Origin of the sequence: Roseibium aggregatum (assembly GCF_014692675.1) — a bacterium.
Classification (GTDB): domain Bacteria; phylum Pseudomonadota; class Alphaproteobacteria; order Rhizobiales; family Stappiaceae; genus Roseibium; species Roseibium aggregatum_C.
This window is the reverse complement of the sequence record NZ_JABFCZ010000008.1, coordinates 63,371-89,867: the sequence shown is the minus strand read 5'-3', so window position 1 is coordinate 89,867 and position 26,497 is coordinate 63,371. Positions and strand designations below refer to the sequence as shown.

Annotated in this window: 24 protein-coding genes; 8 read left to right on the top strand and 16 right to left on the bottom strand. The window is 61.2% G+C overall.

Annotated features, from left to right (window positions below):
• Positions 1-113 precede the first annotated feature (113 nt).
• From HK439_RS08505 to nagZ, 10 genes are all read right to left on the bottom strand, one after another.
• Positions 114-806: a protein-L-isoaspartate(D-aspartate) O-methyltransferase gene (locus HK439_RS08505; RefSeq protein ID WP_190290975.1), complete on the bottom strand. Its 693-nt coding sequence runs from the start codon at positions 804-806 to the stop codon at positions 114-116.
• Positions 807-832: 26 nt separating this feature from the next.
• Positions 833-1,591 (bottom strand): 5'/3'-nucleotidase SurE, encoded by a 759-nt coding sequence (gene surE / locus HK439_RS08500; protein WP_190290974.1) that lies wholly within the window; start codon positions 1,589-1,591, stop codon positions 833-835.
• 9 nt (positions 1,592-1,600) lie between these two features.
• Complete coding sequence (gene serS / locus HK439_RS08495) at positions 1,601-2,875, bottom strand: serine--tRNA ligase (protein WP_190290973.1); 1,275 nt, start codon at positions 2,873-2,875, stop codon at positions 1,601-1,603.
• Between the two features lie 75 nt (positions 2,876-2,950).
• Entirely contained in the window at positions 2,951-3,748 is a 798-nt protein-coding gene (gene tatC, locus HK439_RS08490) for a twin-arginine translocase subunit TatC (protein WP_190290972.1), read from the bottom strand.
• Positions 3,745-4,359 (bottom strand): Sec-independent protein translocase protein TatB, encoded by a 615-nt coding sequence (gene tatB, locus HK439_RS08485; protein WP_190290971.1) that lies wholly within the window; start codon positions 4,357-4,359, stop codon positions 3,745-3,747. The genes tatC and tatB overlap by 4 nt, the downstream gene beginning before the upstream one ends.
• 39 nt (positions 4,360-4,398) lie before the next feature.
• Positions 4,399-4,623, bottom strand: a complete 225-nt coding sequence (locus tag HK439_RS08480; RefSeq protein WP_190290970.1) for a twin-arginine translocase TatA/TatE family subunit — start codon at positions 4,621-4,623, stop codon at positions 4,399-4,401.
• A 140-nt stretch (positions 4,624-4,763) separates the two neighbouring features.
• On the bottom strand, positions 4,764-5,921 hold the full coding sequence (locus HK439_RS08475) for an ABC transporter ATP-binding protein (RefSeq protein ID WP_190290969.1): 1,158 nt from the start codon (positions 5,919-5,921) through the stop codon (positions 4,764-4,766).
• Between the two features lie 29 nt (positions 5,922-5,950).
• Positions 5,951-6,643 carry an SMC-Scp complex subunit ScpB gene (gene scpB, locus HK439_RS08470; RefSeq protein ID WP_190290968.1) on the bottom strand — a complete coding sequence of 231 codons (693 nt, stop codon included), beginning with the start codon at positions 6,641-6,643 and terminating at the stop codon, positions 5,951-5,953.
• Positions 6,633-7,442, bottom strand: coding sequence for a segregation and condensation protein A (locus HK439_RS08465; RefSeq protein WP_190290967.1), 810 nt, complete (start codon positions 7,440-7,442; stop codon positions 6,633-6,635). Before HK439_RS08465 ends, scpB begins: the two co-directional genes overlap by 11 nt.
• A 26-nt stretch (positions 7,443-7,468) precedes the next feature.
• Entirely contained in the window at positions 7,469-8,500 is a 1,032-nt protein-coding gene (nagZ, locus tag HK439_RS08460) for a beta-N-acetylhexosaminidase (protein WP_190290966.1), read from the bottom strand.
• A gap of 137 nt (positions 8,501-8,637) precedes the next feature.
• Here nagZ and HK439_RS08455 point away from each other — a divergent pair, with 137 nt between their 5' ends.
• Positions 8,638-9,651 carry an alpha/beta hydrolase gene (locus HK439_RS08455; RefSeq protein WP_190290965.1) on the top strand — a complete coding sequence of 338 codons (1,014 nt, stop codon included), beginning with the start codon at positions 8,638-8,640 and terminating at the stop codon, positions 9,649-9,651.
• On the opposite strand, the gene HK439_RS08450 is transcribed toward HK439_RS08455, so the two are convergent.
• From HK439_RS08450 to HK439_RS08435, 4 genes are all read right to left on the bottom strand, one after another.
• Positions 9,648-10,577, bottom strand: a complete 930-nt coding sequence (locus HK439_RS08450; RefSeq protein ID WP_190290964.1) for a DMT family transporter — start codon at positions 10,575-10,577, stop codon at positions 9,648-9,650. The two genes, HK439_RS08455 and HK439_RS08450, sit on opposite strands and share 4 nt — an antisense overlap.
• Positions 10,578-10,703: 126 nt before the next feature.
• Complete coding sequence (locus tag HK439_RS08445; RefSeq protein ID WP_190290963.1) at positions 10,704-12,674, bottom strand: SPOR domain-containing protein; 1,971 nt, start codon at positions 12,672-12,674, stop codon at positions 10,704-10,706.
• A gap of 450 nt (positions 12,675-13,124) precedes the next feature.
• A complete protein-coding gene (gene argS, locus HK439_RS08440) occupies positions 13,125-14,894 on the bottom strand; it encodes an arginine--tRNA ligase (protein ID WP_190290962.1) in 1,770 nt (589 codons plus the stop codon).
• Between the two features lie 91 nt (positions 14,895-14,985).
• Positions 14,986-16,209 (bottom strand): deoxyguanosinetriphosphate triphosphohydrolase, encoded by a 1,224-nt coding sequence (locus HK439_RS08435; protein WP_190290961.1) that lies wholly within the window; start codon positions 16,207-16,209, stop codon positions 14,986-14,988.
• 180 nt (positions 16,210-16,389) lie between these two features.
• On the opposite strand from HK439_RS08435, the gene erpA reads away from it, so the two are divergent.
• The 3 genes from erpA to HK439_RS08420 all read left to right on the top strand — a co-directional run bounded on the left by erpA (position 16,390) and on the right by HK439_RS08420 (position 18,084).
• Complete coding sequence (gene erpA, locus HK439_RS08430; RefSeq protein WP_190290960.1) at positions 16,390-16,731, top strand: iron-sulfur cluster insertion protein ErpA; 342 nt, start codon at positions 16,390-16,392, stop codon at positions 16,729-16,731.
• A gap of 119 nt (positions 16,732-16,850) precedes the next feature.
• A complete protein-coding gene (gene xth, locus HK439_RS08425) occupies positions 16,851-17,633 on the top strand; it encodes an exodeoxyribonuclease III (protein ID WP_190290959.1) in 783 nt (260 codons plus the stop codon).
• Between the two features lie 88 nt (positions 17,634-17,721).
• Entirely contained in the window at positions 17,722-18,084 is a 363-nt protein-coding gene (locus HK439_RS08420) for a hypothetical protein (protein WP_190290958.1), read from the top strand.
• An 8-nt stretch (positions 18,085-18,092) separates the two neighbouring features.
• On the opposite strand, the gene HK439_RS08415 is transcribed toward HK439_RS08420, so the two are convergent.
• Entirely contained in the window at positions 18,093-18,932 is an 840-nt protein-coding gene (locus HK439_RS08415; protein WP_190290957.1) for a tetratricopeptide repeat protein, read from the bottom strand.
• Between the two features lie 858 nt (positions 18,933-19,790).
• Here HK439_RS08415 and parE point away from each other — a divergent pair.
• The 4 genes from parE (at position 19,791) to HK439_RS08395 (ending at position 25,794) form a co-directional block, all read left to right on the top strand.
• Positions 19,791-21,842: a DNA topoisomerase IV subunit B gene (gene parE, locus HK439_RS08410; protein ID WP_190290956.1), complete on the top strand. Its 2,052-nt coding sequence runs from the start codon at positions 19,791-19,793 to the stop codon at positions 21,840-21,842.
• Positions 21,843-21,999: 157 nt separating this feature from the next.
• Positions 22,000-22,812 carry a sulfotransferase family 2 domain-containing protein gene (locus HK439_RS08405; RefSeq protein ID WP_190290955.1) on the top strand — a complete coding sequence of 271 codons (813 nt, stop codon included), beginning with the start codon at positions 22,000-22,002 and terminating at the stop codon, positions 22,810-22,812.
• A 303-nt stretch (positions 22,813-23,115) separates the two neighbouring features.
• Positions 23,116-24,618, top strand: a complete 1,503-nt coding sequence (locus HK439_RS08400; RefSeq protein ID WP_190290954.1) for a DEAD/DEAH box helicase — start codon at positions 23,116-23,118, stop codon at positions 24,616-24,618.
• 117 nt (positions 24,619-24,735) lie between these two features.
• Positions 24,736-25,794: a GGDEF domain-containing protein gene (locus HK439_RS08395; protein WP_190290953.1), complete on the top strand. Its 1,059-nt coding sequence runs from the start codon at positions 24,736-24,738 to the stop codon at positions 25,792-25,794.
• A 24-nt stretch (positions 25,795-25,818) separates the two neighbouring features.
• Here HK439_RS08395 and HK439_RS08390 read toward each other — a convergent pair whose 3' ends face one another.
• Positions 25,819-26,496, bottom strand: coding sequence for a TenA family protein (locus HK439_RS08390; RefSeq protein WP_190290952.1), 678 nt, complete (start codon positions 26,494-26,496; stop codon positions 25,819-25,821).
• Position 26,497: the final 1 nt, after the last annotated feature.

Sequence of the window (26,497 nt, the reverse complement as noted above, 5' to 3'; positions counted from 1 at the left end):
GGAGGAAATGCGAGATCCGGAGCCATTGATTGGATTGCGCGCTTAACCGAACAACCACTGCAACGCATTCTTCCCATTCAGCACGGTGAATATTGCGATCTATTCGCGCTTTGCTACAGCCGGTCGGCACGGCCTTGCGTCAACGACACCAGGCGAACGCGATCGATCTCCTGATAGTCATCTCCAGCCGCTCCGCGCAGGATCCTGGTCAGGGCTTGCGGCTTGCCCGGTTCGCCGACAGGTGCGATCAGAATGCCTTCGGGTGCCAGTTGGCTGATCAGGACTTCCGGAACATCGGGAACGGCCCCGGTCAGAACGATCCGGTCAAACGGAGCTCTTTCTTTCAATCCGCCAAGTCCGTCCGCATGGTGGATACGCACATTCTTCAGCTTGAGCGCCGCCGCCCTTTGCGTCGCCAGCTCCACCAGGGTCTTGTAGCGGTCGATGCTGTCGACTTCGCCGGCCAGATGCCCCAGCACGGCGGTCTGATAGCCGGAACCGGTCCCGACCTCCAGAACCCGGTGGTCCCGGGTCAGGCCCAATGCCTGGACCACACGGGCAACATAGGAGGGCGCTGAAACCGTCTGGCCGCATTCAATCGGGATCGAGGCATCTTCATAGGCCAGCCGGTGATAGCGGGCGGACAGAAACAGCCGGCGCGGCAGGCGTTCGATGGCGGACAGCAGGGACCGGTCACCGATACCGCGCCCGCGCAGCGCAAGAACCAGACCGGCCCGGGCCTCGGCCTCATCAAGGGAAACGGCGGTCGCATCTTCGGGAACGATCGAACCCGGATGATCTGTCATGATGCGCTCCGCCTCCCCTTTCGAATCTATCCCAAATCCCTTGCCAGTCCTTCAACCATATCATGTGCGGTCAGATCGATCCGCAACGGCGTGACCGAAATATAGCCGTCGGCGACCGCCTGAAGATCGGAATTGCCGAGGACGGAGGGGCCGCGGTCCCGGAAACCGAGCCAATAATAGGGATAGCCGCGACCGTCCCTGCGCTCGTCGATGATCAGTCCGCTTTGCTCGTGATGTCCCTGGACCGTCACCTTTACGCCCTTGACGTTCTCAGGCCCGAAGGCGGGGAAGTTGACGTTGAGCAGCGTGTACTGGGCGAGCGGAAAGTCGATCAGCTTGCGGAACAGGTCCGGCGCATGGGTTTCGGCGGTCATGTAATTGGGTTCGCTGCTGACATCCCAGCTGTAGGCCTGGGATACCGCAATGGACCGAATGCCGAGGATCGCTCCTTCCATGGCTCCGGCAACCGTCCCGGAATAGGTGACGTCTTCCGCCAGGTTCTGGCCCTTGTTGATGCCGGACAGCACCAGGTCCGGCAGGCCGGGCAGAACGTTGCGCACGCCCATGATGACACAGTCGGTCGGCGTGCCCCTGAGCGCGTAGTGGCGGTCGTCGATCTTGCGCAGGCGCAGCGGCTCACTCAGCGTCAGCGAGTGGGCGACACCGCTCTGGTCGGTCTCCGGCGCCACCACCCAGACGTCGTTGGAAAGCGTCAGCGCGATCCGCTCGAGCGCGGCCAGTCCCGGCGAGTGAATGCCGTCGTCATTTGTAATGAGAATACGCATGGCTACCTTTTAACCGATCTTTTCCAGGCCGTTCATGTAAGGACGCAGAACTTCCGGCACCGTGACCGACCCGTCGGCGTTCTGGTAGTTTTCCATAACCGCGATCAGCGCCCGGCCAACGGCGACACCGGAGCCGTTCAGCGTGTGCACATGACCAAGCTGCTTGCTGTCCTTGACCCGGTAGCGGGCATTCATGCGCCGGGCCTGGAAATCGCCGCAAACGGAACAGGACGAGATTTCGCGGTAGGTATCCTGCCCCGGCAACCAGACCTCGATGTCGTAGGTCTTGCGGGCGCCGAAGCCCATGTCGCCGGTACAAAGCGTCATGACGCGGTAATGCAGGCCAAGCAGTTCCAGGACTTTCTCCGCACAGGCCAGCATGCGCTCGAGTTCTTCGAGCGACTGGTCGGGCGCGGTGACGGAAACCAGCTCGCATTTCATGAACTGGTGCTGGCGCAGCATGCCCCTTGTGTCGCGGCCGGCGGAGCCTGCTTCGGAGCGGAAACAATAGGTGAGCGCGGTGACGCGCAGAGGCAGCTCTTCCTCGGCCAGGATCTCACCGGTGACCATGTTGGTCAGCGGCACTTCCGCGGTCGGAATCAGGTAGTGTTCGCCGCCGGTCTTGAACAGGTCTTCCTCGAACTTCGGCAGCTGACCGGTACCGTACAGCGCGGAGCCGTGCACCAGAAGCGGCGGCGACACTTCCGTGTAGCCGTTCTCACCGGTGTGCACGTCCAGCATGAACTGGCCGATGGCCCGTTCAAGGCGCGCGATCTGCCCTTTCAGGAGCACGAAACGCGAGCCGGAGAGCTTTGCCGCGGTTGCGAAATCCATGCCGCCCTGGGCCTCGCCCAGCTCGAAATGTTCCTTCGGCTCGAAGTCGAAGGCCGGCTTTTCGCCCCATGTCTTGAACTCGACGTTGTCCGCCTCATCTTCCCCGTCCGGCACGTCATCGAGCGGCAAGTTGGGGATAACCGCCATGGCGGCTTCCAGATCGGCGATCAGGCGGCGTTCCTCCTCTTCACCCTCCTGGATGAAGGACTTGATCTTGGCAACCTCATCGATCAGGGCCTGGGCAGCGGCCTCGTCGCCGCTCGCCTTTGCCTTGCCGATTTCCTTGGAGGCGGCGTTCCGGCGCTCCTGGGCTTCCTGCAGGCGGGAAATATGGGACCGGCGCGCATCGTCGAGCGCAATCAGCTTTTCGGCAGAGGCTTCATAGCCGCGGCGTGCCAAAGCCTTGTCGAAGGCTTCGCTGTTTTCCCTGATCCATCTGATATCGAACATCGTGCTTCCCGGACAGCGCTTGAGGGTCAAACCTGGGTTGGCGGCCTGACGAACTGTGCGGGAAGACGGGGAACCTCAGGCCTCTTCTCCGGCCTCCCGTTCCGCTTCGAGCTCCGCACGTTTCTTTTCGGCAAGCCGGACAGAAATGATGGAGACTTCGTAGAGAAGCAAGGTCGGGAGCGCAAGACCGATCTGTGAGATCGGATCTGGCGGCGTGAGGATGGCCGCGGCCGCAAAGGCGGCGACAATTGCATATTTGCGCTTGGACCTCAGCCCGTCGGCCGTGACGATCCCGGCCCGTCCGAGCAGGGTCAGCACCACCGGCAGCTGGAACACCAGTCCAAAGGCGAAAATCAGGATCATGATCAGGCCGAGGTACTCGCTCACCTTGGCCAGATGATGGATCGCGACCTTGCCCGTGGCGCCGGCCTGTTCCATCGACAGGAAAAACTTCATGGCCATGGGCATGACCAGGAAATAGACCAGGCAGGCGCCGATCAGAAACAGGATCGGCGTGGCGACAAGGAACGGCAGGAACGCGGAACGCTCGTTCTTGTAGAGGCCGGGCGCGACGAACATGTAGATCTGCGACGCAATCACCGGAAAGGCAAGGAACAGGGCGCCGAACAGCGCCAGCTTCATCTGGGTGAAAAACCATTCCTGCGGCGCGGTGTAGATCATCTCCACATGCGCATCCGGCCCTGCGGCGCGCAGATAGGGCACCGTCAGGATGTTGTAGATATCGGTCGCGAAATAAAAGCAGATGATGAACATCACGACGACGGCCACGATGGACCACATCAGCCGCTGCCGCAGTTCGATCAGATGCTCGATCAGGGGCGCCTTCGACGCTTCGATATCTTCCTGGCTCATGCCTTGGTGTCTTCCCGTGCCGGTTTGGCCTTTGCCGTCGATTTGGCAGGAGCCTTGGCCTTTGCCGTAGACTTGGCTGGGGCCTTGGCCTTTGCGGGAGCCTTGGCCGGCGCCTTTGCTTTAGCGGAAGTCTGGGTTTTCGCCTCAGCAGGAGTTTTCGATGCAGGGGCGCTTCCGGCCTTGGTCCCGGCCGATGCCTTGGCGGACGCCCTGGCTTTGGCTGCAGCCTTCGCCTCGGCGGGTGCCTCGGCCTTTTCGGCAGGCGCCTCGTCCTTCGGCATCCACGGCTGAGGTTCGCTGGCAGCCTTGTTTGCCGCGTCGACCTTTGCCTGAGACGCGGCCTTGTCGTCTTCGATCGATTTCTTCAGATCGCCGAGCGGATTGAAGTTACCGGCCTCCTCGACCTGTTTCTTCATGTCGGATATATCGGCCTGCTGCTCGGCTTCACGCAGAGCATCGTTGAAGGTCGACTGAAATTCGCGTGACATGCGCCGAACCTTGCCGATTGTCTGGCCAAGGGTACGCAGCATCCGCGGGAGGTCTTTGGGACCGACCACGATAATCGCCACGCAGGCAATCACCAGCAGTTCAGTCCATCCGATATCAAACATCTAAAATCCGCCATTCAAGCCAGGAAACGCGGACTTGGATCAGCTCGCCTTGGACTGATCTTCGGTCTTTTCAGCCGAAACGGTCTCGGACGGCTGATGATCGATGGTCTTCGCAGCGTCAGCGGTATCGTCCTCGGCCATGCCCTTCTTGAAGCTCTTGATCCCCTTGGCAACATCGCCCATCAGATCGGATATCTTGCCGCGTCCAAACAGCAGGATAACGATCACCGCGATGATCAGGATCTGCCAAAAACCAATGCTCATACGCCAAACTCCCAGTTGCGCGGCCCTATGGCCGGAGTGCCCTTATGGCAAAATTCCACACCAGCCGCAACACGGACAACGCTTCATCTTTCGATGAATGCCCGAAGTGCTTAACCGGCGGGTTTCTATTCTGACAGATGTCAATCCTCGGCGGGAAATACAAGCACATCTTTGGGATCTGTGGTCAAACCCACATCCATTCCCGCCCTGTACCCGCCGCCGGCACGTACCCGTGCGTGTACCGGGTCGTCCAGACCATCCACAACGATTGACAGGAGATCGACTTCTCCGACGAACCGCCTGCTGGAAATCCGGCCGACAACGCCCCCCTCCTCCGGATTACCCACCAGAATTCCCTGGGGACGAACACAGACATCCACTTTCTGACCGGCGTCCACTTTTACACCGGTATTGTAGCCCGAACCGGGCAGCAGGCCGAGTGGCGTATCGACGCCGCCGTCCGCCACGGTGCCGGTAAACTGATTCACCTCGGAGAAGAACCTCGCGACAAAGATACTTTCCGGATTGTTGTAAAGGTCGTCGGCCGTACCGTGCTGAACCAGACGGCCCCGGCGCATCAGGGCGATGCGATCGCCCATGCGCATGGCCTCTTCCGGGTCGTGGGTGACGATGATGCAGGTCGCGCGCGTCTCGCGCAAAATGGCAAGCGTTTCCTCACGCACGTTGTCACGCAGGCGCCGGTCAAGCCCGGAAAACGGCTCGTCCATCAACAGAACGCCGGGCCGCGGGGCGATGGCGCGTGCCAGCGCCACCCGCTGCTGTTCGCCACCTGAAAGCGCATGCGGATAATCGCCCGCATAACCCTCGAGCCCGACCCGGGCAAGGGACGCGAGAGCCTCGCGCTTTGCCGCTTCGCGCGGCAAATTCGTCAGTCCGAACATAACGTTATCGAGAATGGTCATATGCGGAAAAAGCGCATAGTCCTGAAACATCAGGCCAACGCCGCGCCTTTCCGGCGGAACGAAACCACCCGCACCGGAGACTTCACGTCCGTTGATCAGGACCCGTCCGGACGCCTGGCGCTCGACGCCGGCAGCGATGCGCATCAGCGTTGTTTTGCCGCAGCCGGAATGGCCCAGAAGGCACAACACCTCGCCGGGCGCGATTTCCAGGGACAGGCCGGCGATGGATTCATTGCCGTCGTAGGCGTGATAGACGTTCTCGAACTTGAGCCCGGCTGCGATGGTGGCGCCAGCGGTGCCCCGCGCGCCCCAGCGCAAGGCGGCCCCCGCATCCCGGCCGGGACGGGTCAGCAATGAAGTTTCTTTAACGCTCATGCGGGTCTTATTACCAACGGTCTTACCTGTTAATCCCTGTCGTCGTCCTCGAACAGCGTGCCTTCTTCCAACGGGTCCTCGTCTTCCGTCAAGGCCGGATCGTCGCTCGGCGACGGGACCAGGAAGCTTGCGGGCACGGCACTGTCGAGAAGACCGGCACCTTTAAGTTCCTCCAGACCGGGCAGATCCTTGACGGTGTCCAGGCCGAAATGCTCCAGGAATGCCTCCGTGGTGCCGTAGGTCACAGGACGGCCCGGCGTCCTCCGGCGGCCGCGCATGCGGATCCAGGTGGTTTCCAAGAGCACATCCAAGGTGCCCTTTGATGTGGAGACGCCGCGGATTTCTTCAATCTCCGCCCGGGTGACCGGCTGGTGATAGGCAATGATCGCCAGGGTTTCGAGGGCCGCCCGCGACAATTTGCGCTGCTCTTCCATGTCCCGGTGCATCAGGAAGGCCAGGTCCTCGGCCGTCCGGAACGCCCACTTGCCGGCCACGCGGACAAGATTGACGCCTCTGGCGGCATAGGTCTTTTGAAGCTCTTCCAGCAGATCCTCTACCGCGCATCCTTCCGGCAGACGCCCCTTGAGCTCCTCCACCGACAGGGGCTCGGCAGACGCAAACAGCAGGGCTTCGACCATGCGCAGCCCGTCCGGGTCCGGGACGCGGCTTTGGTCCGCCGGACCGGAACCGGCCGTATCCAGAAGGTCGGCTTCAATGTCCATTCTTGTCTCCCGCAGGGCGCGCGCGAATGTAGATCGGCGAAAACGGATCGCCTTGCCTGATTTCTACCTGACCTTCGCGCACCATTTCCAGACTTGCGGAAAACGTGCTGGCGACGATCGTTGCCCAGTCTTCCTCATCCCGCAGATAGTCCTGCAGATAACCGGTGATCGGCGCCCATTCGGCGATCTGGCCGACAAGCCGCACCAGAAGCTCCCGCGCCTCCTGAAGGGACCAGACGTTCCGCCGCAACACCCGGACAGAGGTGACCGACTGGCGCTGGCGCTGCGTGGCGTAGGCACTGAGCAAATCGTAGATGGTAGCGGTCCAGACGCTCTTGTGTTCGACTGAGGTGGTCTCGGGCCGGCCTCTGGCGAATATGTCCCGGCCCAGCCGGTTGCGCGCCAGCAGCTTTCCCGACACATCGCGCATGGCCTCAAGACGGCGCAGGCGGAACGCCAGGGCGGCAGCCAGTTCCTCGCCCGTCGGCTCGTCCTCGTCCTTCTGCTCCGGCAACAACAGCCTGGACTTGAGATAGGCAAGCCAGGCCGCCATGACGAGATAGTCGGCGGCAAGTTCCAGCCGCATACGCCGGGCTTCCGCCACGAATTCCAGATACTGTTCGACCAGCGCCAGGATCGAGATGCGCGTCAGGTCGACCTTCTGATTGCGCGCCAGGGTCAGCAAAAGGTCCAGCGGGCCTTCAAACCCCTCGACGTCGACCACCAGCAGGGGATCGGAGGAGGCACGCTCTGTCGCATCCACACTCGTCAGCAGATCCTGATGCGTGTCGCGGGCCATCGCCTGTCTTATCCCCTTTTCCCTACCTATCCGACGGCCCGGTCCGGGACGTCTGAAAGCAACTCGTCGAACTCTTCGCGCGCGGCGAACGGATCAAAGCCGGCATCCGGCTGCTTCCGCTTTGCCAGCGCCTCATCGCAGCGCTGAAGCGACTTCCCCTGCAATGCCGGCGCGGCGTCTGCAACAGCCTTCATTTCCGCCATATCGCCGTTGCAGTGAAGCACAAGATCGCAGCCTGCGGCAAAGCTTAGCGCCGCTCTCTCGCGCATATCCCCACCTAGCGCCTTCATGGAGATATCGTCGCTCATCAGGCAACCGTCAAATCCGATCTCGCCACGGATGATGTCCTGAATGATCGTCGGGCTTTGCGTGGCGGGATGCTGGGGCTCGATTTCCAGGTAAAGCAGATGCGCGGTCATGGCGAGCGGCATGTCCGCCAGCGCCTTGAACGGCAGGAAATCCGCTTGCGAAAGCTCCTGGCGGGACGCGGAGATCCGGGGAAGTTCCAGATGACTGTCGACCTTGGCCCGGCCGTGACCGGGTAGATGCTTGATCACCGGCAGGACGCCGCCTGCCAACAGGCCCTCGCAGGTGGCGCGGCCGAGAGCCGCAACAGTCTCAGGATCACTCGAATAGGCCCGGTCGCCGATGGCATCCACGGTTTCAGCCAGCCGCAGGTCGAGCAGCGGCAAACAATCGACCGTAATCCCAAGAGCCAGCAGGTCATGGGCAATCAGCCGGGCGCCGAGCCAGGCTGCCCTCATGCCGCACTGCCGGTCCTTTTCATAGAGTGTCCCGAAGGTTCCGGCAGTCGGATAGGACGGCCAGTTCGGCGGGCGCAGGCGCTGAACCCGTCCGCCTTCCTGATCGATCAGGACCGGCGCATCTGACCGGCCGACCGCATCGCGAAACGAAGCCACCAGACCGGCGACCTGGTCGGGGGCTTCGCAATTGCGCCGGAACAGGATGAGGCCCCAGGGATTTTCCTCCCGGAAAAAGGCCGTTTCCTCAGGTGTCAGCGCAGCGCGGGAACAGCCGCTGATAAAGGCTTTGATCATGGTTTGGATTACCGTGGGAGCTAATCGACGGTCAAGCGGAACGATATGCAGGCTGCACTTGCATCCCCCCTTCCGGACTGCGATGACATGGGATCCGCTTCGGCCTTCGTGCCGAAGTCCATCGAAAGGAGATTGTCATGCGCGCGCGCCCCGATATTCCCGCCGGTACCTTGCACAGGCTGAGCGTGACGTCTCCCGTCCTGGAACAGAACCGCCTCGGCGACCCGTCGACGCGGGACATCATCGTCTATACGCCCGCCGGCCATGACGGAGCCGGCCTGCCGCTACTGGTCGACCTTGCCGGCTTCACCTCCGGCGGACCCGCCCATGTCAACTGGAAGAATTTCGGCGAGAATATTCCCGAACGCCTCGACCGGCTGATCCATGAAGGCGCCCTGCCCCTGACCGTCGTCGCATTTCCCGACTGTTTCACCCGTCTCGGCGGCAACCAGTATATCGACAGCGCGGCCATGGGCCCCTGGGCGACATGGCTGACGAGCGACATGCTGGACGCGGTGGAAAGCCGTTTCGGCTGCGGCGGAAAAGGGCGGCGGGGCCTGTTCGGCAGATCGTCAGGCGGCTATGGCGCACTGGTGCACGCCATGCTTTACCCCGACGTCTGGTCGGCGGCCGCCTGTCACTCCGGCGACATGGCGTTTGAGCTCTGCTACCTGCCGGAAATGCCGAGCGCACTCAGGGCCATTGCGCGGTACGGATCGGTCGAAACCTTCGTAACCGAGTTTGAAAGCGGTCCCAAATATCCGGGCGGCGCGATGCACGACCTGATGACCTTCGCCATGGCGGCCACCTACGATCCCGATCCTGACCCGGACACGTTCTGCGGCATCCGCCTGCCGGTGGATCTTGAGACCTGCGACGTGATTGAGGACCGCTGGTCCAACTGGCTTTCCTGGGACCCGGTTCAGATGGCCGATCGCCATACGGATGCCCTGAAATCCCTGAAAGGCCTCTGGATCGATTGCGGAACGGTCGACCAGTACAACCTTCTCTACGGCGCGCGCCGCGTGGCCCGCAAGCTCCATGCGGCCGGGGTCAGGCATACCTACGAGGAATTCGACGACAATCATTCCTCGATCGACTACCGCCTCGACCGCAGCCTGCCGTTCCTGGTTGAAGCCTTGATGGCCTAGCGGCCTGCCGAGAACCGCAGCCGGAAACGGCCGCCGAACGTCAGCACGAAGCCGCCGGCTGCTATCAGCAACGCGCCGAAGGCCGCCTTCGGGGTCGGCACCTCGCCGAAGAAGAGATAGCCGAAGGCGGCAGCGCTCAGCACCCATGAATAGCCGACAGGCGCCAGGGTCGCCGCGTCGGCCCGCCGATACGCCTCGATATTGAAGGTCTGGCCGATGATGGCAACCGGCCCGAGCGCCAGGAACGGCAGGGCAAACGACCAGTCGATGCCATCGGTCACCGCGATCCACACCACCGGAACCGTCATGATGACCGCGGCAAACATGTTCACGTAGCCGAGCACCAGAACCGAACTTTCGCGACGGGCGAGAACCTTGATCATCAAGGCTTCGCAGGCAATGAAGAAGGCCCCGAGAAGGGCCGCGAGCACCCCGTCCCAGACCCATGATCCGGACTGACCGGTTGGAGGTACAGACGAACGGACGACAAGGTAGGCTCCCAGGGCGCACAGGGCCCCGGCGATCCAGTGGCGCAGCAATATTGTTTCCCTGAGGAGAAGACCGGCCAGGGCAATCGCCATGAACCCCTTGGTCAGTCCGATTGCCGCGGCATCGACAACCGGAAGCCTCGAACTTGCGTAGATGATGCACCCCAGGCCGCCCGTTCCAAGACCGGCCCGCAACAGGTGCAGTTTCCACTGCGGGCTTTTCAGCGTCCCGTCCGGCAACCCGCGCACCATGACGACACCGCCCATGGTCATCGCACCGCCCAGATACCGCAGCCAGACGAGAACCACGGCAGGCAGAAGACCGTCAGCGAGCTTGCCGGCGGCAAACACAGGCGTGAACATGATGACGCCGCACAGGACAAGGCCGACGGCGAGCGGCGTGCTTTCGACTGGCTGGTAGCGCGATTGCAGGGACATCCGGGAAACCTTTCCAGTCCCTCCTATCCGCGCCTCTTCAGGTTTCCAAATGAAAACCCGCTCAACTCACGTTGAGCGGGTGTCGTCGAAGAGACCTGTGCCGGAACCGGATGGCAAAGCCTGCCCCTAGTTGCGCCGCACGAAGCAATCGCCGCCGGCGGCTTTCAGGCTTTCGCAAAGCGAAATCGCTTCGTCACGCGACCCGGAAGGGATCCGCGCCCGGTAGAAGGTTCCGCGATCTTCGATATTCGCGGACACGATCACGGCCTGCCTGGATCCCAGAATGGTCGGATACCGCTGCTGCAGCGCCTGATAGGCGGAGCGGGCAGCATCCTCCGAGCGCTGCGACGTCACCTGGACCACGTAGGTACCCGGCGCGATCCGACCGGCAGTCGAGACCGGAGCAGCCGGTGCGGCGGCCTGCGGCGCGGCAGGTGCCGGATTGACAAGGTTCAGCGGGCCATCGTTTCGCGCAGGCGCAGGCGCCGTTGCCTGCGGCTCCGGCGCACGTGCCACCTGGGCCGGAACCTCCGGCTTTTTCCGCGGAACGACGGTCGTCACCGGGCCGGCAGCTTCGGCCTCCTGGGTTCCGCCATCGGTCGAAGCGACAATTTGCGGTGTTTCGGGTTCTGCCGGCACGGGGGCTTCCGCGGCAGGCGCCGGCTGCGTAGCGGTTTCCGGCGCCGCCGGCGCCGGTGCAGGCGTCTCGCCCGTCGGCCGGACCGGCGTCGTTTCCACGGTCCGCACAGGTGCTGCGTCCGGTTCTCCGGAAATGATCGTGCCGTCCGGACGGACGACCAGCGTCCTTACCTTCTTCGGAGCGCCAGGAACGAGAGGATCGGTTGTCTCAGCCCCTTCAGGCGCTGGCGGCAACTCTGCCGGCTTTGTTTCCTCCGGCAGGACGAGCCGTTCTTTCGTCTGGTCTTCGGCCGTTCCGACACGGTCGTAGATCAGCTTGGAGGCCGAATTCTCTTCCGGTGCCGGCTTGTTATCCGGATAAACCTTCAACGGCTCCTGAAGCCCGGCGATAACGGGGGGCGGACCGGAGGGAACATCGACGGAAGATCCGTCGAACAGCATGAATGCCGCACCACCCACGAGCACAACCGCAACGACGCCGGCAGCCGTGTAGAGCCCCTTGCGGGAATTTCGCTCGTATCCGGGCGCTGCCGCCCGTTCCTTTCTGGGATGCGGCGGCAGAACGCCGGACCCGTCGAGGGAGGGATCGCTCTCCTGCATGGCCCGCGCCACGGCATCGAGATCATATCCTTCCGGCGGGGGCGGCATCTCCTCGTTTTCGTCCGCCACCGGTATCGCGGCTGCGGCATCCGGCCAGACCATTTCATCAATGTCATCGGACCGCGCCGGTTGCTCATACCGCGGAACCGGTTGCTGTTCGATGGCCGGTTCGGCGAAAACGGGCTCATTCCGGATATCCTGTTCGGGCCGGATACCCTGTTCGGGCCGGATATCCCGTTCGGGCCGGATATCCCGTTCCGGCCGAACATCCCGCTCAGGCCGGGTTTCCCGCTCAGGCGAAAATTCAAGGTCGGCGAAAAGCGTGTCCAGACCGGACGGTTCCGACTCGGACCGCGCGTTGTGCCGGCCGCCGATTTCCGCCTCAAGGGTATCGAGCCCGGCAAAAAGATCATCGTCCTGCGGCGGGTTCCGGTCATTTGCCGGCTGGCCATAGGCGCTCACGCCCAGATGACCCAGGCTGCTGCTGCCGGTATGCTGCCACCCGCTCTCCTGAGCCGAAGCCGTTTCCTGATAGGCGGAAGAAGCGGCGTATTCCGGTGCGCGCTCCTCAGGCACCGCCTCTGGGGCGGTCTCTGGGGCAGTTTCGGTCTCGTATTCGTAGGCTTCCGGGGCTTCCGGCTGCGCGGGTTCCGTCGTTTGAGGCTGAGGCCGGACATCGGAGACCCCGGCGGGTGCAAAGGACTGGCGGAAGGCGCCGATCAGTTCGTCCTCCAGTTCCGCCGTCAGGTTGTCTTCCAGGTTCTTGGACACCGCATGATGAAGCTGGCTCTGCGGGATCTCTGCTTCGACGGGTTCATCCGCCATAGCCGTGGGACCGCTTGCGGAATATGTACTCATGTCACCTGCTGCAGGATGCTGCGTCGCTTGCGAAGCAATTGTTTCACTCTCGTCGGAACCCGGCATTGACTGGCCGGCAACGCCGCCTGTTGCATCGACCGGCTCCTGGATCGAAGCCTTCGGCCCCGGATAAAGGTATGGCGATTGCCGGACCGGCGCCGGTTCCTGAACGCTGACTGGGGGCGCTGCATCGCCGGGTTCATCCCGCACCGGAGCCCGGACGGGAGCTTCGGCCGTGCCTGAACCCGTTTGCTTGCTTCGATGCACAATCCTGGCCAATTCCACCAACGGATCTTCCCCCGGCGCGGAGCCAGCATCACGCACGTCCGCCGCAGTCTGCGGGAGATCGGATTTCGGATGGTCGGAATCTCTAGACATTTGCGATTTGCTATCCGGCCGGACGTGTTTCCTTCGCCACGCAGTTTGCGCAACAAAAATTCAAGTGCAACTTCAGCGCATTTCCTCCGGCGCATCAACGCCTAGAATCGCGAGACCTGAAGCAAGCACCAAAGATACTGCACGGACCAGGGCAAGACGCGCTAGGGTTAATTTGGTATTATCGCCGTTAATAAAACGTAATTGCGGCAATTCCTTGCCTCTATTCCAGTGCGCATGCAAAGAACTGGCGAGATCATGGAGGTAGAACGCAATGCGGTGCGGCTCATGCGTCTCCGCGGCCGCGTCGACAATCTTGGGCCACATGGCCATCTTGCCGATCAGCTCCAGTTCCCCGACATCGTCGAGCAGAGCAAGGTCCGCTCCGGCAAGCACGGCATCGCTCGCATCCAGCCCGGGCAGTTCCTCCAGCGCCTGACGCATGACCGAACGGCAACGTGCATGGCCGTACTGAACGTAAAAGACCGGGTTGTCCTTTGACTGCTCCGTGACCTTCTGGAAATCGAAGTCGAGCGGCGCGTCGTTCTTGCGGTAGAGCATCATGAAGCGCACCGGATCGCGGCCGACTTCCTCGACCACGTCGCGCAGGGTGACGAAATCGCCAGACCGCTTGGACATTTTCACCGGCTCACCGCCGCGGAACAGCTTCACAAGCTGACACAAACGCACGATGACTTCCGACTTGCCGCCGGAAATCGCCTTGCCGACGGCCTGAAGGCGCTTGACGTAACCGCCGTGATCGGCGCCGAGCACATAGATCATTTCATCGAAGCCGCGCAGGTACTTGTCGCGGAAATAGGCGACATCGGCAGCGAAATAGGTATAGGACCCGTCCGACTTCTTCAGTGCGCGGTCGGTGTCGTCACCGAAGTCCTCGGCCCGAAACAGCGTCTGCTCACGGTCTTCCCAATCCTCCGGCACCTGCCCTTTCGGCGGCGGCAGCGTGCCCTGGTAGACGAGGTCCTCCTTGCGCAGCGCCTCGAGCATCTCGTCGATTTTCGACGGCTTGCCGTCGACATGCATATGCAGGGTGCGCTCGGAGAAAAAGACGTCGTGATGGACGTTCAGGGTCGCCAGGTCGTCCCGGATCAGATCCATCATCCCGGCGACGGCTTCTTCCTTGACGATCGGCAGCCACTCGGCTTCGTCCATGTCCTTCAGGGCGCCGCCGTGTTGCCTGGCAAGCTTCTCGCCGATCGGCTTCAGATAGTCGCCCGGATAAAGGCCGGCCGGAATTTCGCCGATCTCCTCGCCCAGCGCCTCGCGGTAACGCAGGAAGGCGCTTTTCGCCAGGGTGTCGATCTGCGAGCCCGCGTCGTTGATGTAGTATTCTTTTACTACATCGTAGCCGGCATAGGCCAGCAGGCCGGCGAGCGCATCGCCCACAACGGCGCCCCGCGTATGGCCGACATGCATCGGCCCCGTCGGGTTGGCGGAGACATATTCGACATTGACCTTCTTGCCCGCGCCGCGCGCGGACCGGCCGAAATCCAGCCCTTCCTCGATGACCGCTCCCAGGATCCGGTGCCAGACAGCAGGCGCGACCCTCAGGTTGATGAAGCCCGGGCCGGCGACGCTGACTTCGGTCACGTCGGCATCCGCGCGAAGGCTTTCGGCCAGTTGCTCGGCCAGATCGCGCGGTTTCATGCCCAGTTGCTTGGCAAGCACCATCGCCGCATTGGTCGCCAGATCGCCATGAGCCGGATCGCGCGGCGATTCCACGGTCACACGGGAAAGGTCGGGGCTCGCGCCGTCGCTCCCTTTCAGATCAAGCCCCTGAACGGCCGCTTTTACCCGTTCTGCGAATTCAGCAAAGATATTCATGACCATCCGACCGGTTGGAAACGTCAAACACAACAAACCCGCGTGCTGCAGACGGATTTTCCGTCGAGCAACGCAGGCTTGGAAAGGCGGGCTAACCTAATTCGGGAGTATCGTCAAACAATCTGCGATGTTCGCTGATGGCAAAACGGTCGGTCATCCCGGCGATGTAGTCGCAAACCCGGCGCGCCAGAACCGATTCGCTGATTGTCTCCAGGTCCATGTTCCAGGGCGCGGGCATCAGGCCGGGTTCCGCCATGAACCTGGCGAACAGGTCCCGCACGATGCCGGCCACAAGCTTGCGGATCGCCAGAACATCGCCGTGCCGGTAGACGTTGGCGAACAGGAAAGTCTTCACCTCGCGTTCCGCCCTGGCCATGGTGTCGGAGAAATTCACCAGGCAACGGCCGGCGTTGCGCACCTCGGTCACGGATTTCGGATCCGCCTCGCCGATCCGGCGCAGGGATTCGGTAATCACATCCTCGACCATGCGGGTAATCGACCGGCGCACGATTTCATGGATCCGGCGATGCTCTTCAAGGCCGGGATATTTGGCGTCGACCTCCTGCAGGATATCGGCGAGGAACGGAACGCTCCTGATATCCTCGACCGCGATCAGCCGCGCGCGCAGGCCGTCGTCAAGATCGTGAGCATCATAGGCGATATCATCGGCAATCGCGGCCGCCTGGGCTTCCGCGCTCGGCCAGGTATGAAGCTCCAGATCCTGCTTTTGCGCATATTCGCGAATGGCGAAAGGCAACACGCTGCCTTCAAATTTGCCAAGCGGCTTTCCTTCCGGCGACACCAGGGGACCGTTGTGCTTGACCAGCCCCTCCAGCGTTTCCCAGGACAGGTTCAGCCCGTCGAACTCCGCATAGCGTTGTTCCAGGCTGGTCACCACCCGCAGCGACTGGGCATTGTGATCGAAGCCCTCGTAAGGCGCCATGCATTCGTGCATCACGTCCTCGCCTTCGTGGCCGAAGGGCGTATGCCCCAGATCGTGGGCAAGGGCCAGGCATTCGGCGAGATCCTCGTCGAGCCGCAGGGCGCGCGCCAGCGCCCGGGCGATCTGGGACACCTCGATCGTATGGGTCAGCCGGGTGCGGAAATGATCGCCCTCGTGATAGACGAAGACCTGGGTCTTGTGCTTCAGCCGCCGGAAGGCGGAAGAATGGATGATCCGGTCGCGATCGCGCTGGAACGGCGTGCGCGTCGGGCTGGACGGTTCCGGACAGAGACGGCCGCGCGTATCGTTCGGATCCTGCGCAAATGGGGCCAGCGGCTGCGCGCCATACCCGAGATTTCCCTGGGCAGTCATTTCAGAGCAGTCCTATCCCTGTGCGATGATTTTGCTTCGACCCTCAGCGCCATGTCTGTACCCCCGTACATTGACGCGGTGCCTTGAAGACCATACCTATCTGTCATGATCAAGACAGCGGCACGGCTTGACCGTGTTCTGCAGCAGCCAACTTCAACCGATCTTTCACGACGGCGAACCATGACCGAGACACTTGAACATCCCGTAACAGTCAGTGACCGCGCTGCCAAGCGGATCGCAAGGATTTTGGCCAATGAACCGGCCGGAACGGATCTTCGCGTCAGCGTGGAAGGCGGCGGATGCTCCGGACTGCAGTACAAATACGATCTCGTGACCGAGCGTGAAGACGATGATCTGGTGATCGAAAAGAACGGCATCGCCGTTCTGATCGACAGCATCTCCCTGCAATATATGGCGGGATCGGAAATCGACTTCGTCGACGACCTGATCGGGCAGTCCTTCCAGATCAACAACCCCAATGCCGTCGCCGGCTGCGGGTGCGGAACCAGCTTTACCATCTGAATTTCCCGCATTCCGCCGTTTCCTGTTGGCCGATCCCGGTTTTGTTTTCAAAGGCGGGACAAAGCGGTGTCTGCGATGCTACCAATTTCCGCATTCTGTAGCGAAGCGGGAAGCAAGCGATGAAAATTGCCACCTGGAACATCAACGGCGTCAAGGCCCGGATCGACACGGTGCTCGAATGGCTCAAGGAAGCCCAGCCGGACATTGCCTGCTTCCAGGAGATCAAGTCCGTCGACGAGAATTTCCCGAGAGAAGCGATCGAAGAACTCGGTTACAACGTTGCGACTCACGGCCAGAAGAGCTTCAACGGCGTCGCACTGCTGTCGAAGCTGCCTATGGAAGACGTCGAGCGCGGCCTGCCCGGCGACGACAGCGACGAGCAGGCACGCTACATCGAGGCGGGCGTCTCGACAGATAAAGGCGCGATACGCTTCGGCTGCCTGTATCTGCCGAACGGCAACCCGCTCGGAACCGAGAAATTTCCCTACAAGCTCGGCTGGATGGACCGGCTGATCGCCCATGCCGAAAAGCGCCTTGCCGAGGAAACCCCGTTCCTGCTGCTTGGCGACTACAACGTCATTCCCGATCCGATCGACGCCAGAAATCCGGATGCCTGGGTTGACGATGCCCTGTTCCAGCCGGAAAGCCGGCAGAAATTCCGAACCCTCATCAACCTGGGTCTGACGGAAGCGGTCCGCGCCTGCACACAAGCGCCGGAAACCTATACCTTCTGGGATTATCAGGCGGGCGCCTGGCAGAAGAACAACGGCATCCGGATCGACCACATCCTGATGTCGCCCCAGGCGACCGACAGGATGAAGGGCTGCGGGATCGACAAACATGTGCGCGGCTGGGAAAAGCCGTCCGATCATGTTCCCGTCTGGGTCGACCTGGCTGCCTGAAAACGGCGGCATTCTGTAAGAATTTCCGTCCCGGTCACGGATATGCTAGAGTTTTCTCTTATTAAGAAGACACGGCATTGGGATGGCCATGAGACAGATCCTGACCTTCTTCGCAAGCGGCCTGCCGGAACGTGCGGGCCTGAACAGATCTGTCGCTTCGCTTTTAGCGGCCGCTTTCCTGATCGGTTCAGGAGCTTCATCCGCATTTTCGGGAGAAATAAAGCAGGCCGCGGCGGCGCCAAAGCCCGTCGTCAACTGCACCTGCCGCTATCGGGGCACCAATTATAACCTGGGCGATGCGGTCTGCCTGAACGGGCCGTCGGGGCCGAGAATGGCGACCTGTGACATGGTTCTCAACAACACGTCCTGGAGCTTCAGCAAGACGCCCTGCCCCACGGCCCGGATGACACCGGTACCGTTGTCCATCCTGCGGATCAGTTCGAACGGGTAATTCCGGATCTACTGCGTGGGAACCTGCTGTGCCGTGACCATGTCGGGACGGTTCTGGTTGATCCAGCTGTCGGCCATGCCACGGGCCAGCTTCCGCACGTTCTCGCTTGAAAGCGAGAAATACCGCTCGTGCATTTCGTTGATCCAGTCGGCGTCGGCTCCGTGGGCCTGACGGCGGGCAACTGTCAGCCACATCAGGCCGCGGGCCTTCTGGGCGTCCGTATGCGCCATATTGTAGAGCGTTTCACCAAGCCGGGCCTGCGCGCCGATATGCCCCTTGAGCGAGGCCAGATTGTACCAGCGCACGGCCAGACGGCTGCTGGTGCCCTCGTACATGCGACCCAGTTCGTACTGCGCTTCCGGGTCGCCGAAATAGGATGCCGCGTGGGTAAAGATCTGCCGGGCGCGCGCCAGGTTCTGCGGCACCGCATCGCTGATGCCGTTCAGGTAATAGGTTCCAAGCGCGACGAATGCACTCGCCACGAACGGGGCGTCCGGTTCGTGCGGCCCGCTGTCGCCGTGTTCGCGCACCACCTGGCTGTAATATTCGAAGGCCTTGATATCGTCTTCCTTGACGCCGTCGCCCTTGGCGTACATTTCGCCAAGTTTCCAGGCAGCCATCGGCTGTCCCTTCTTTGCAGCGTACTGCAGGGAACTCAACGCGGCGGCCTTGTCGCCGGCGTAATATTGACGGGCACCGGTCCGCAGCGCCTCGCGCGGGGACAGATCCTCGACCTTGATCGCATCGTCGGCTGCCGGCTTGCCATCGAATGCCAAGGCCTGCCCAAGCGAACCGAAGCCGCCTGCCAGAACAAGACAGACAGCAAGGCACGCCGATACCGCCGGCATCGGTGCCTTTTTCCCTGTTCCTGTCTGTCGCCACGTCCGAGGCATCATCCTGAACTCATCACATTGACCGTTTTTCTCAGCGAAATCGGTCTTATTGAACACGTTGCGCACAGCGTATCCGCTCATTTCGACCAGAGTTGGGCCCTTGTCGGACGGAATGCGGCAGGAGCTGGACAATCTTCTGTCAAACCCGCCTTCTGCAGGCCCGGCCGAAGCGCACATGCCAATGCATGCTGCTGTTGCGCTTCCGGCCGCTTGCTTGCGTTCGTCGCATTTCCGCCGATCCGGCAACCGGCCTTGCGGACCGTGCTGCCCCAACCTGGTGCCGTTAAATCTCCATCGCGCCATTATCCCGACCGGAAGATGCCAACCGACACAGTCCGGTCTCATGCCGCGCAAGATCAACGGGTGAAGATGAAACATGGCCGAAGAACGGCAGCAATGCCGACACCCCTCCTGAGAGGAGACTTCCTGCGCGCCTGTTGCCTCGATGTCACACCCCCACCTGGGTTTTCACCCCATCAGAGCCATAATCACTGCACAAATTGCCAAGGTGCCCGCGCAGAACAGATCTGCCTGCTGCCGGACTGCGACTCCATACTGTCTGATCATTTGCCCATTCCCCTTTGGTTTCAGCGGTTTTGTTGCGCCGCTCTTTTTTCCAGGTGCGATGAAACCACAGACGGGTTGACATTCGGTTGCCGCGAGAGCATTCGCTGCGGCTGCGTGTGTAAATTGGGGGTGAATGCGCGGAACGCTTTGCTGTTCCGGCTTTGTCCTGCGAAACTCATCTGGTGATTCGCGGGACAGGGTTTGTCGGCGAATGAGATCTGGAAAGACCAAGACGGCGGAAACTGAATGAGCGGAAAAGACGATCTTTTTGCAGGAAACGCACAGGCAGCTGTCCCGATTGACCGCGATCCGCCAGCAACTCCGGCACGAAAGACCGCACGGCCCGCCCTCAAAGCCGTGACCGGCGGCGAGGATTATTCCGCCGCCGATATCGAGGTCCTGGAAGGCCTGGAACCGGTTCGCCGCCGCCCCGGCATGTATATCGGCGGCACCGACGAAAAGGCGCTGCACCACCTGTTTGCGGAAGTTATCGACAACTCCATGGACGAGGCCGTCGCCGGCCACGCGACCTGGATCGATGTTTCCCTTTCCGCGGACGGTTATCTGACCGTGACCGACAACGGCCGGGGTATTCCGGTCGATCCGCATCCGAAGTTCAAGGACAAGTCCGCGCTTGAGGTCATCATGACCACGCTGCACGCGGGCGGGAAATTCGACAGCAAGGTCTACGAGACGTCCGGCGGTCTCCACGGCGTCGGCGTTTCGGTCGTCAATGCCCTGTCGGAGGACCTGGTCGTCGAGGTGGCGCGGACGCGCAAGCTCTACCGGCAGCGCTTCCAGCGCGGCATCCCGCAAGGCCCGCTGGAGCTCGTCGGCGATACGCAGAACCGCCGCGGCACCAGCGTCAGCTTCAAGCCGGATCCGGAGATTTTCGGCAGAGGCGCCAAATTCATTCCTGCGCGCCTGCTCAAGATGGCCCGATCGAAGGCCTATCTCTTCGGCGGCGTCGAAATCCGCTGGCATTGCGACCCGGCCCTGTTGTCGGAAAAGGACGAAACCCCGGCGGAAGCCGTGTTCCATTTCCCCGGCGGACTGCGCGACTTTCTGTCTGAGCGGCTTTCCAAGGAGCGGACCGTTGTCGACGACATTTTCGCCGGACGCACGGACAAGGCGGGCAGTCACGGGTCGGTCGAATGGGCGGTGACCTGGTTTGCCGGCGACGGTTTCATAAATTCGTACTGCAACACGGTTCCGACGCCGGAAGGCGGCACCCATGAAGCAGGCTTGCGCTATGCGCTGCTGCGCGGCCTGAAGGCCTATGGCGAGCTGACCAACAACAAGAAGGCGTCCATCATCACCGGCGACGATGTGCTGACATCGGCCGGCGGAATGCTTTCGGTCTTTATCCGGGAACCGGAGTTTGTCGGCCAGACGAAGGACCGGCTGGCGACGAACGAGGCAACCCGCATCACGGAAACCGCGGTCCGCGACGCCTTCGACCACTGGCTGACGGCATCGCCCAACCAGGCGAACAAGTTGCTGGAATGGGTGATCGACCGGGCCGAGGAACGCCTGCGCCGGCGGCAGGAGAAGGATGTCGCCCGCAAGACGGCCGTCCGCAAGCTGCGCCTGCCCGGCAAGCTCGCCGACTGTTCCGCCAACCAGGCGGACGGGACGGAACTGTTCATCGTGGAAGGGGATTCGGCAGGCGGCTCGGCAAAGCAGGCGCGCAACCGTTCCAACCAGGCCGTCCTTCCGCTTCGCGGCAAGATCCTGAACGTCGCCAACGCGGGGCGGGATAAGCTTGCCGCCAACCAGCAGCTGGCCGACCTGGTCCAGGCGCTCGGCTGCGGAACCCGGTCGAATTATCGCGATACGGACCTGCGCTACGAAAAGGTCGTCATCATGACCGACGCGGACGTGGACGGCGCGCATATCGCTTCGCTTCTGATCACGTTCTTTTATCGGGAAATGCCGGAGCTCATCCGCAACGACCACCTGTTTCTGGCCGTCCCTCCCCTCTACAGGCTGACCCAGGGCGGCAAGACGCTTTATGCCCGGGACGATGCTCACAAGGACGAGCTTTTGGCGACCACCTTCAAGGGAAAGGCAAAGGTCGAAATCGGCCGGTTCAAGGGCCTCGGCGAAATGCTTCCCGCCCAGTTGAAGGAAACCACCATGGATCCGAAAAACCGCACCATGCTGCTGGTCCGGGTCGATGAACAGGCCGTTGCGGAAACCAACGACGTTGTGGAACGCCTGATGGGGAACAAGCCGGAGGCCCGCTTCCGCTTCATCCAGGACAACGCCGAATTCGCCGAGGATCTGGACATCTGAGGCAGGGGCCCGACTGTATCAATCGAAGGAAACCGCAAGTCTGCCCTATCGCTCCGCGCGGTTAGGCACTATCATGTTTCCCAATGTTCACGCAAAAGTCTTTGTTGCCCTCGCTTCTGGCGCAAACAAGCAAGTAAAAAGTCTGCGGACCGCGACCATGCTGCAAGCGATGTATGATGTATTCGACCGTCAGCGACGGCCGCTCAGAAACCGTCACTACATGGTGTTCCGGAAAGCGCGGGTGGGATATGCCCGCATTCCCGGCGCCCCGATGGCAACGGTTTTCCCGGTCCTGAAAATGCTGAGCGGTCAGGCCGCAGACCCGCATGCCGCGCAAGCCTATACCGCCGACTACACCGGACACGACTACACTGGCCTTTGGGAAGGCGATATACAGCTGCTGACGGCCAGCGAGCTCAAACGGCGGCATCCCGATTTTCCGGTCTTTACCGTCGTTCAGTATCCCCATACCCGACTGGCCGCCTGCTACGAGCACCTTATTCTCGGCGACGCCGACCTGCCCGCCTATTTTGAGGAAAACCGCTTCCGCAAACAGATGCCGATCGAAGAGTTTCTGGAACGGGTTCTGGAAACGACCGATCTCGGCGCCGACAATCTGCTGCGCAGCCAGGCGTCCATGCTCCACCACAAGGGTGCGCTCATTCCGGACCTGGTCCTCGACTTCAACAGGTTGCCGTCGGACTGGAGCAAGCTGCGCTCGTTGCTGAAACGGCAGAGCAATGTGGACATCGGCGAAGGTCCGGCGGCCATCGAAATGCCGACGCATGAAACAGCGGAAGCCATTCGCAATTCCCAGTATTTCGGCAACGTTCTGAGACATTACCGGCGCGACTACAAGCTGTTTTTCGAAAACGGCGCCGGCGGGCCGACCGCTCGCCAACGCTCGTGGAAAAATTCCGATCCGGCCAATGAACTGAACGGGCAGGCAAGCTCTTCCGGAGCAGTCTGAGCGGCTTCGCTCCCGTATTGTTATTTCATGCAACACTGCGTTTTAAAGTTGCAATTTCTTTTCACGGCAAAGTCATCGGGTACTACCAATTTGCGAGATAATTTAAATTTCGACCTCCCCCTGGCGGCCACAGTTAACTGATATACGTTTTTATTCTCCGATATCGGCGAATTTCTTCGTATTTTGCCTGGTCTTCACATTGACACTAGCGCCGACAAATGTAGGGTGTGCCCGACTTTGCACGGCGTCTGCCGGCAACTGGTGTCATTCGATCGATCAATAAATCCGGGCTAAAGGCTCTATATGTCATTTAATACTCTCGGTCTTAGCGAGAAGGTTCTCGCTGCAGTGGAAGCGGCGGGATATACGGAACCGACAGCAATTCAGGCGGGAGCGATCCCCCGCGTGCTGGAGCGACGCGATGTCCTTGGCATTGCGCAAACCGGAACGGGCAAAACCGCAAGTTTTACCTTGCCGATGCTGACCCTTCTGGAAAAGGGCCGCGCACGCTCGCGGATGCCGCGCACCCTGATTTTGGAGCCCACGCGCGAGCTCGCCGCTCAGGTGGAAGAAAACTTCGAAAAATACGGCAAGAACCACAAACTGAATGTTGCCCTGCTGATCGGCGGCGTTTCCTTCGGTGAACAGGACAAGAAGCTCGATCGCGGCGCAGACGTCCTGATTGCGACCCCCGGCCGCCTGCTCGACCACTTCGAGCGCGGCAAGCTGCTGCTGCAGGGGGTCGAGATCCTCGTGATCGACGAAGCCGACCGCATGCTCGACATGGGCTTCATTCCGGACATCGAACGTATCTGCAAGCTGATCCCGTTTACGCGCCAGACCCTGTTCTTCTCGGCGACGATGCCGCCGGAAATTCAGCGCCTGACCGAAGCGTTTCTGCAGAACCCGGCCAAAATCGAGGTAGCCCCCACTTTGACGACCGCGGAAAATGTCGCGCAGTTCCTGAAGGCTACCGAAAACCAGGACTTCGAGAAGCGCGCTGCTCTGCGCGAGCTTCTGGAAAAGTCCGAAGATCTCAAGAACGCTATCGTGTTCTGTAACCGCAAACGCGACATCACGACGCTGTTCCGGTCCCTGGAGCGCCACGGCTACAATGTCGGCGCCCTTCATGGCGACATGGACCAGCGGACCCGGATGATGATGCTGGACAATTTCCGCAAAGGTAACATCACCCTGCTGGTGGCCAGCGATGTGGCCGCCCGCGGTCTGGATATTCCGGAAGTCAGCCACGTCTTCAACTACGACGTACCGAGCCATGCGGAAGACTACGTCCACCGCATCGGACGAACCGGCCGGGCCGGAAGATCCGGGGTTGCCTATACGCTCGTAACCCCCGACGACCAGAAATACCTCGATGCGATTGAAAAACTGATCAACAACCCCATCGAATGGGAAGGCGAACCGATCGACTTCGAGGCAGCCGCGAAAGAACGCAAGGCGCGCCGACGTTCGAAGACGGCCAAGCCCGAAGCGACCGATGGCAAGCCGTCCAGCAGAACCACTGCGGAAAAACCGGCCTCCAGATCGACTGCAGAAAAACCGGCCTCCAAATCGACTGCGGAAAAACCCGCGAGGCGCAAAAAGGCCGACAACGACGACGCCGTCATTACGGAAGACACACAGCCGAAACCGCGCCGGCGCCCCGTACGGCAGGATCAGAGCGATTCGTCCTCCTCGCGGCCGACAACCCGTTCAAAGCCGGACAGGAACGAACCCGCATTCGGCAGGGACGGACATGTTCCGGCATTTCTCCTCAGAGAACCGCGCCCCAAGAAAGTTTCTTGAGTATCGAAGGTCTCCGGGAGACAAGTTTAACCCGGCCTTAAATCCTCCTGTAGGATTTTACGATTCGAGCAAGTGACGTGCGGGAACCATCCGCAAGCTCGGTGTGTGGGATTTTTTATGTCAGATGAAGACGACCATAAGCGGACGATTGTTTATGCAGAGTCCGCCCTGGCCTATATCAAGAGGAACGTGCTTCCGGCGTATCCTCGGTCCTATGAATTCTGGTACACCTATTGTGCAGGCTACAATCACGGACTGAACCGCGCCATCAATGACGTGCTGAAACAAAAAGGTCGTGTCAGCACGGAAGAAATGCAATCGATTTACGGTCGCTTCCTGTCCCCGAACAAGCTTGGCGATCAGCTGGATGAAGTCGGCGACAAGGTATCGCGGGAAGTGGAAGATCTGGTCGATGCCCTGAAGATGGGGGCCGATGCCACCTCGGACTACGGCACGCTGCTCGAGCGCGCCGGCGAGAAGCTGAAGAAACTGAAAGACCCGGAAAATCTGGAAGTCTTCGTCACCCATCTGATGAAATCGACCCACTCCGCGGTCGCTTCTAACCGCAAGCTCGAATCCCAACTGCTTGAATCGAAACGGCAGATCGAGAACCTGCAATCGAGCCTTGAGACGATCCGCTACGAATCCCTGACCGACGAACTGACGACGCTCAACAACCGGAAGCATTTCGACACATCGATCGGCCGGCTGATAGCCAACGCGGCTGAAAGCAAACGCGGATTCGCCCTGCTTCTGACGGATATCGATCACTTCAAGAAGTTCAACGACACCTGGGGCCATCAGACCGGCGACCAGGTGCTGCGGCTTGTGGCCCTGGCGGTCAAGCAGAACGTCAAGAACGGCGACGTTCCCTGCCGTTATGGCGGCGAGGAATTCGCAATCCTGCTGCCGCAGACCGGACTGCAGGAAGCCGTCGAGGTCGCGGAACTGATCCGCAATTCGGTCATGTCGAAGGAACTGGTCAAACGGTCCACGGGTGAGAACCTCGGCCGGATCACGATCTCCATCGGCATATCGATCTTCCGGCCGGATGACACCACCCATTCGATCATCGGACGCGCCGACGAAGCATTGTATGCAGCCAAGGCTGCCGGCCGGAATGCTGTGAAAACGGAATCCGACCTGCCCTCAAATCAAGCCTCGGACGTCGCCTGAACGGCAGAGCCATGATTATCCGGGCTAATGTTGTCCGGGAACGGCTGCGTTCAATCCCATCTGCCAGAAATCGGCCTCCAGTATGCTGGCCTTGCGAAAAATCGCGGCAAGACGGGGATACCGGGCTTCCGTGAGATAAATCTCCGCAGTCCGGTCCATCCAGCCTCCGAAATCCTGCGCCAGCGCCTGGTACATGTCGCCCGCATATTCCGCGATCCAGCGCCGATAGGGATTGCCGGCAAGGCCGTCTGCGTACCGCCGTTCCAGATCGGCGCCGATCTCGGCATAACCGATGATACAGGGTGCCAGGGCAACCTGCAGGTCCAGAAGATCCCCGGCCATTCCGGTTTCCAGAACGAAGCGGGTATAGGCCATGGTCGGCCTGTCTTCCTCCGACGCCTCGATCATGGTCCTGGTCATGCCCCAGCCGGCGCACAATTCGATATGCAGGTCGAGTTCCGTATCCAGGATGGCCTTGACGCCTTCGAGCGAGGCACGCATGTCGTCGACGGTCGGGCTTTTATAGACGCCAAGCGCATAGGCGCGCGCGAACTGGATCAGGAACAGGTAGTCCTGTACCAGGTAATGGCGGAAACAGGCCTCCGGCAACGAACCGGCGCCAAGCTCTTCGACGAATTCATGGGAAACGTAAGCGGACCATTCCGGCTTCGCATCGGCCTTCAGCCGCTTGAACAGGTCCAAA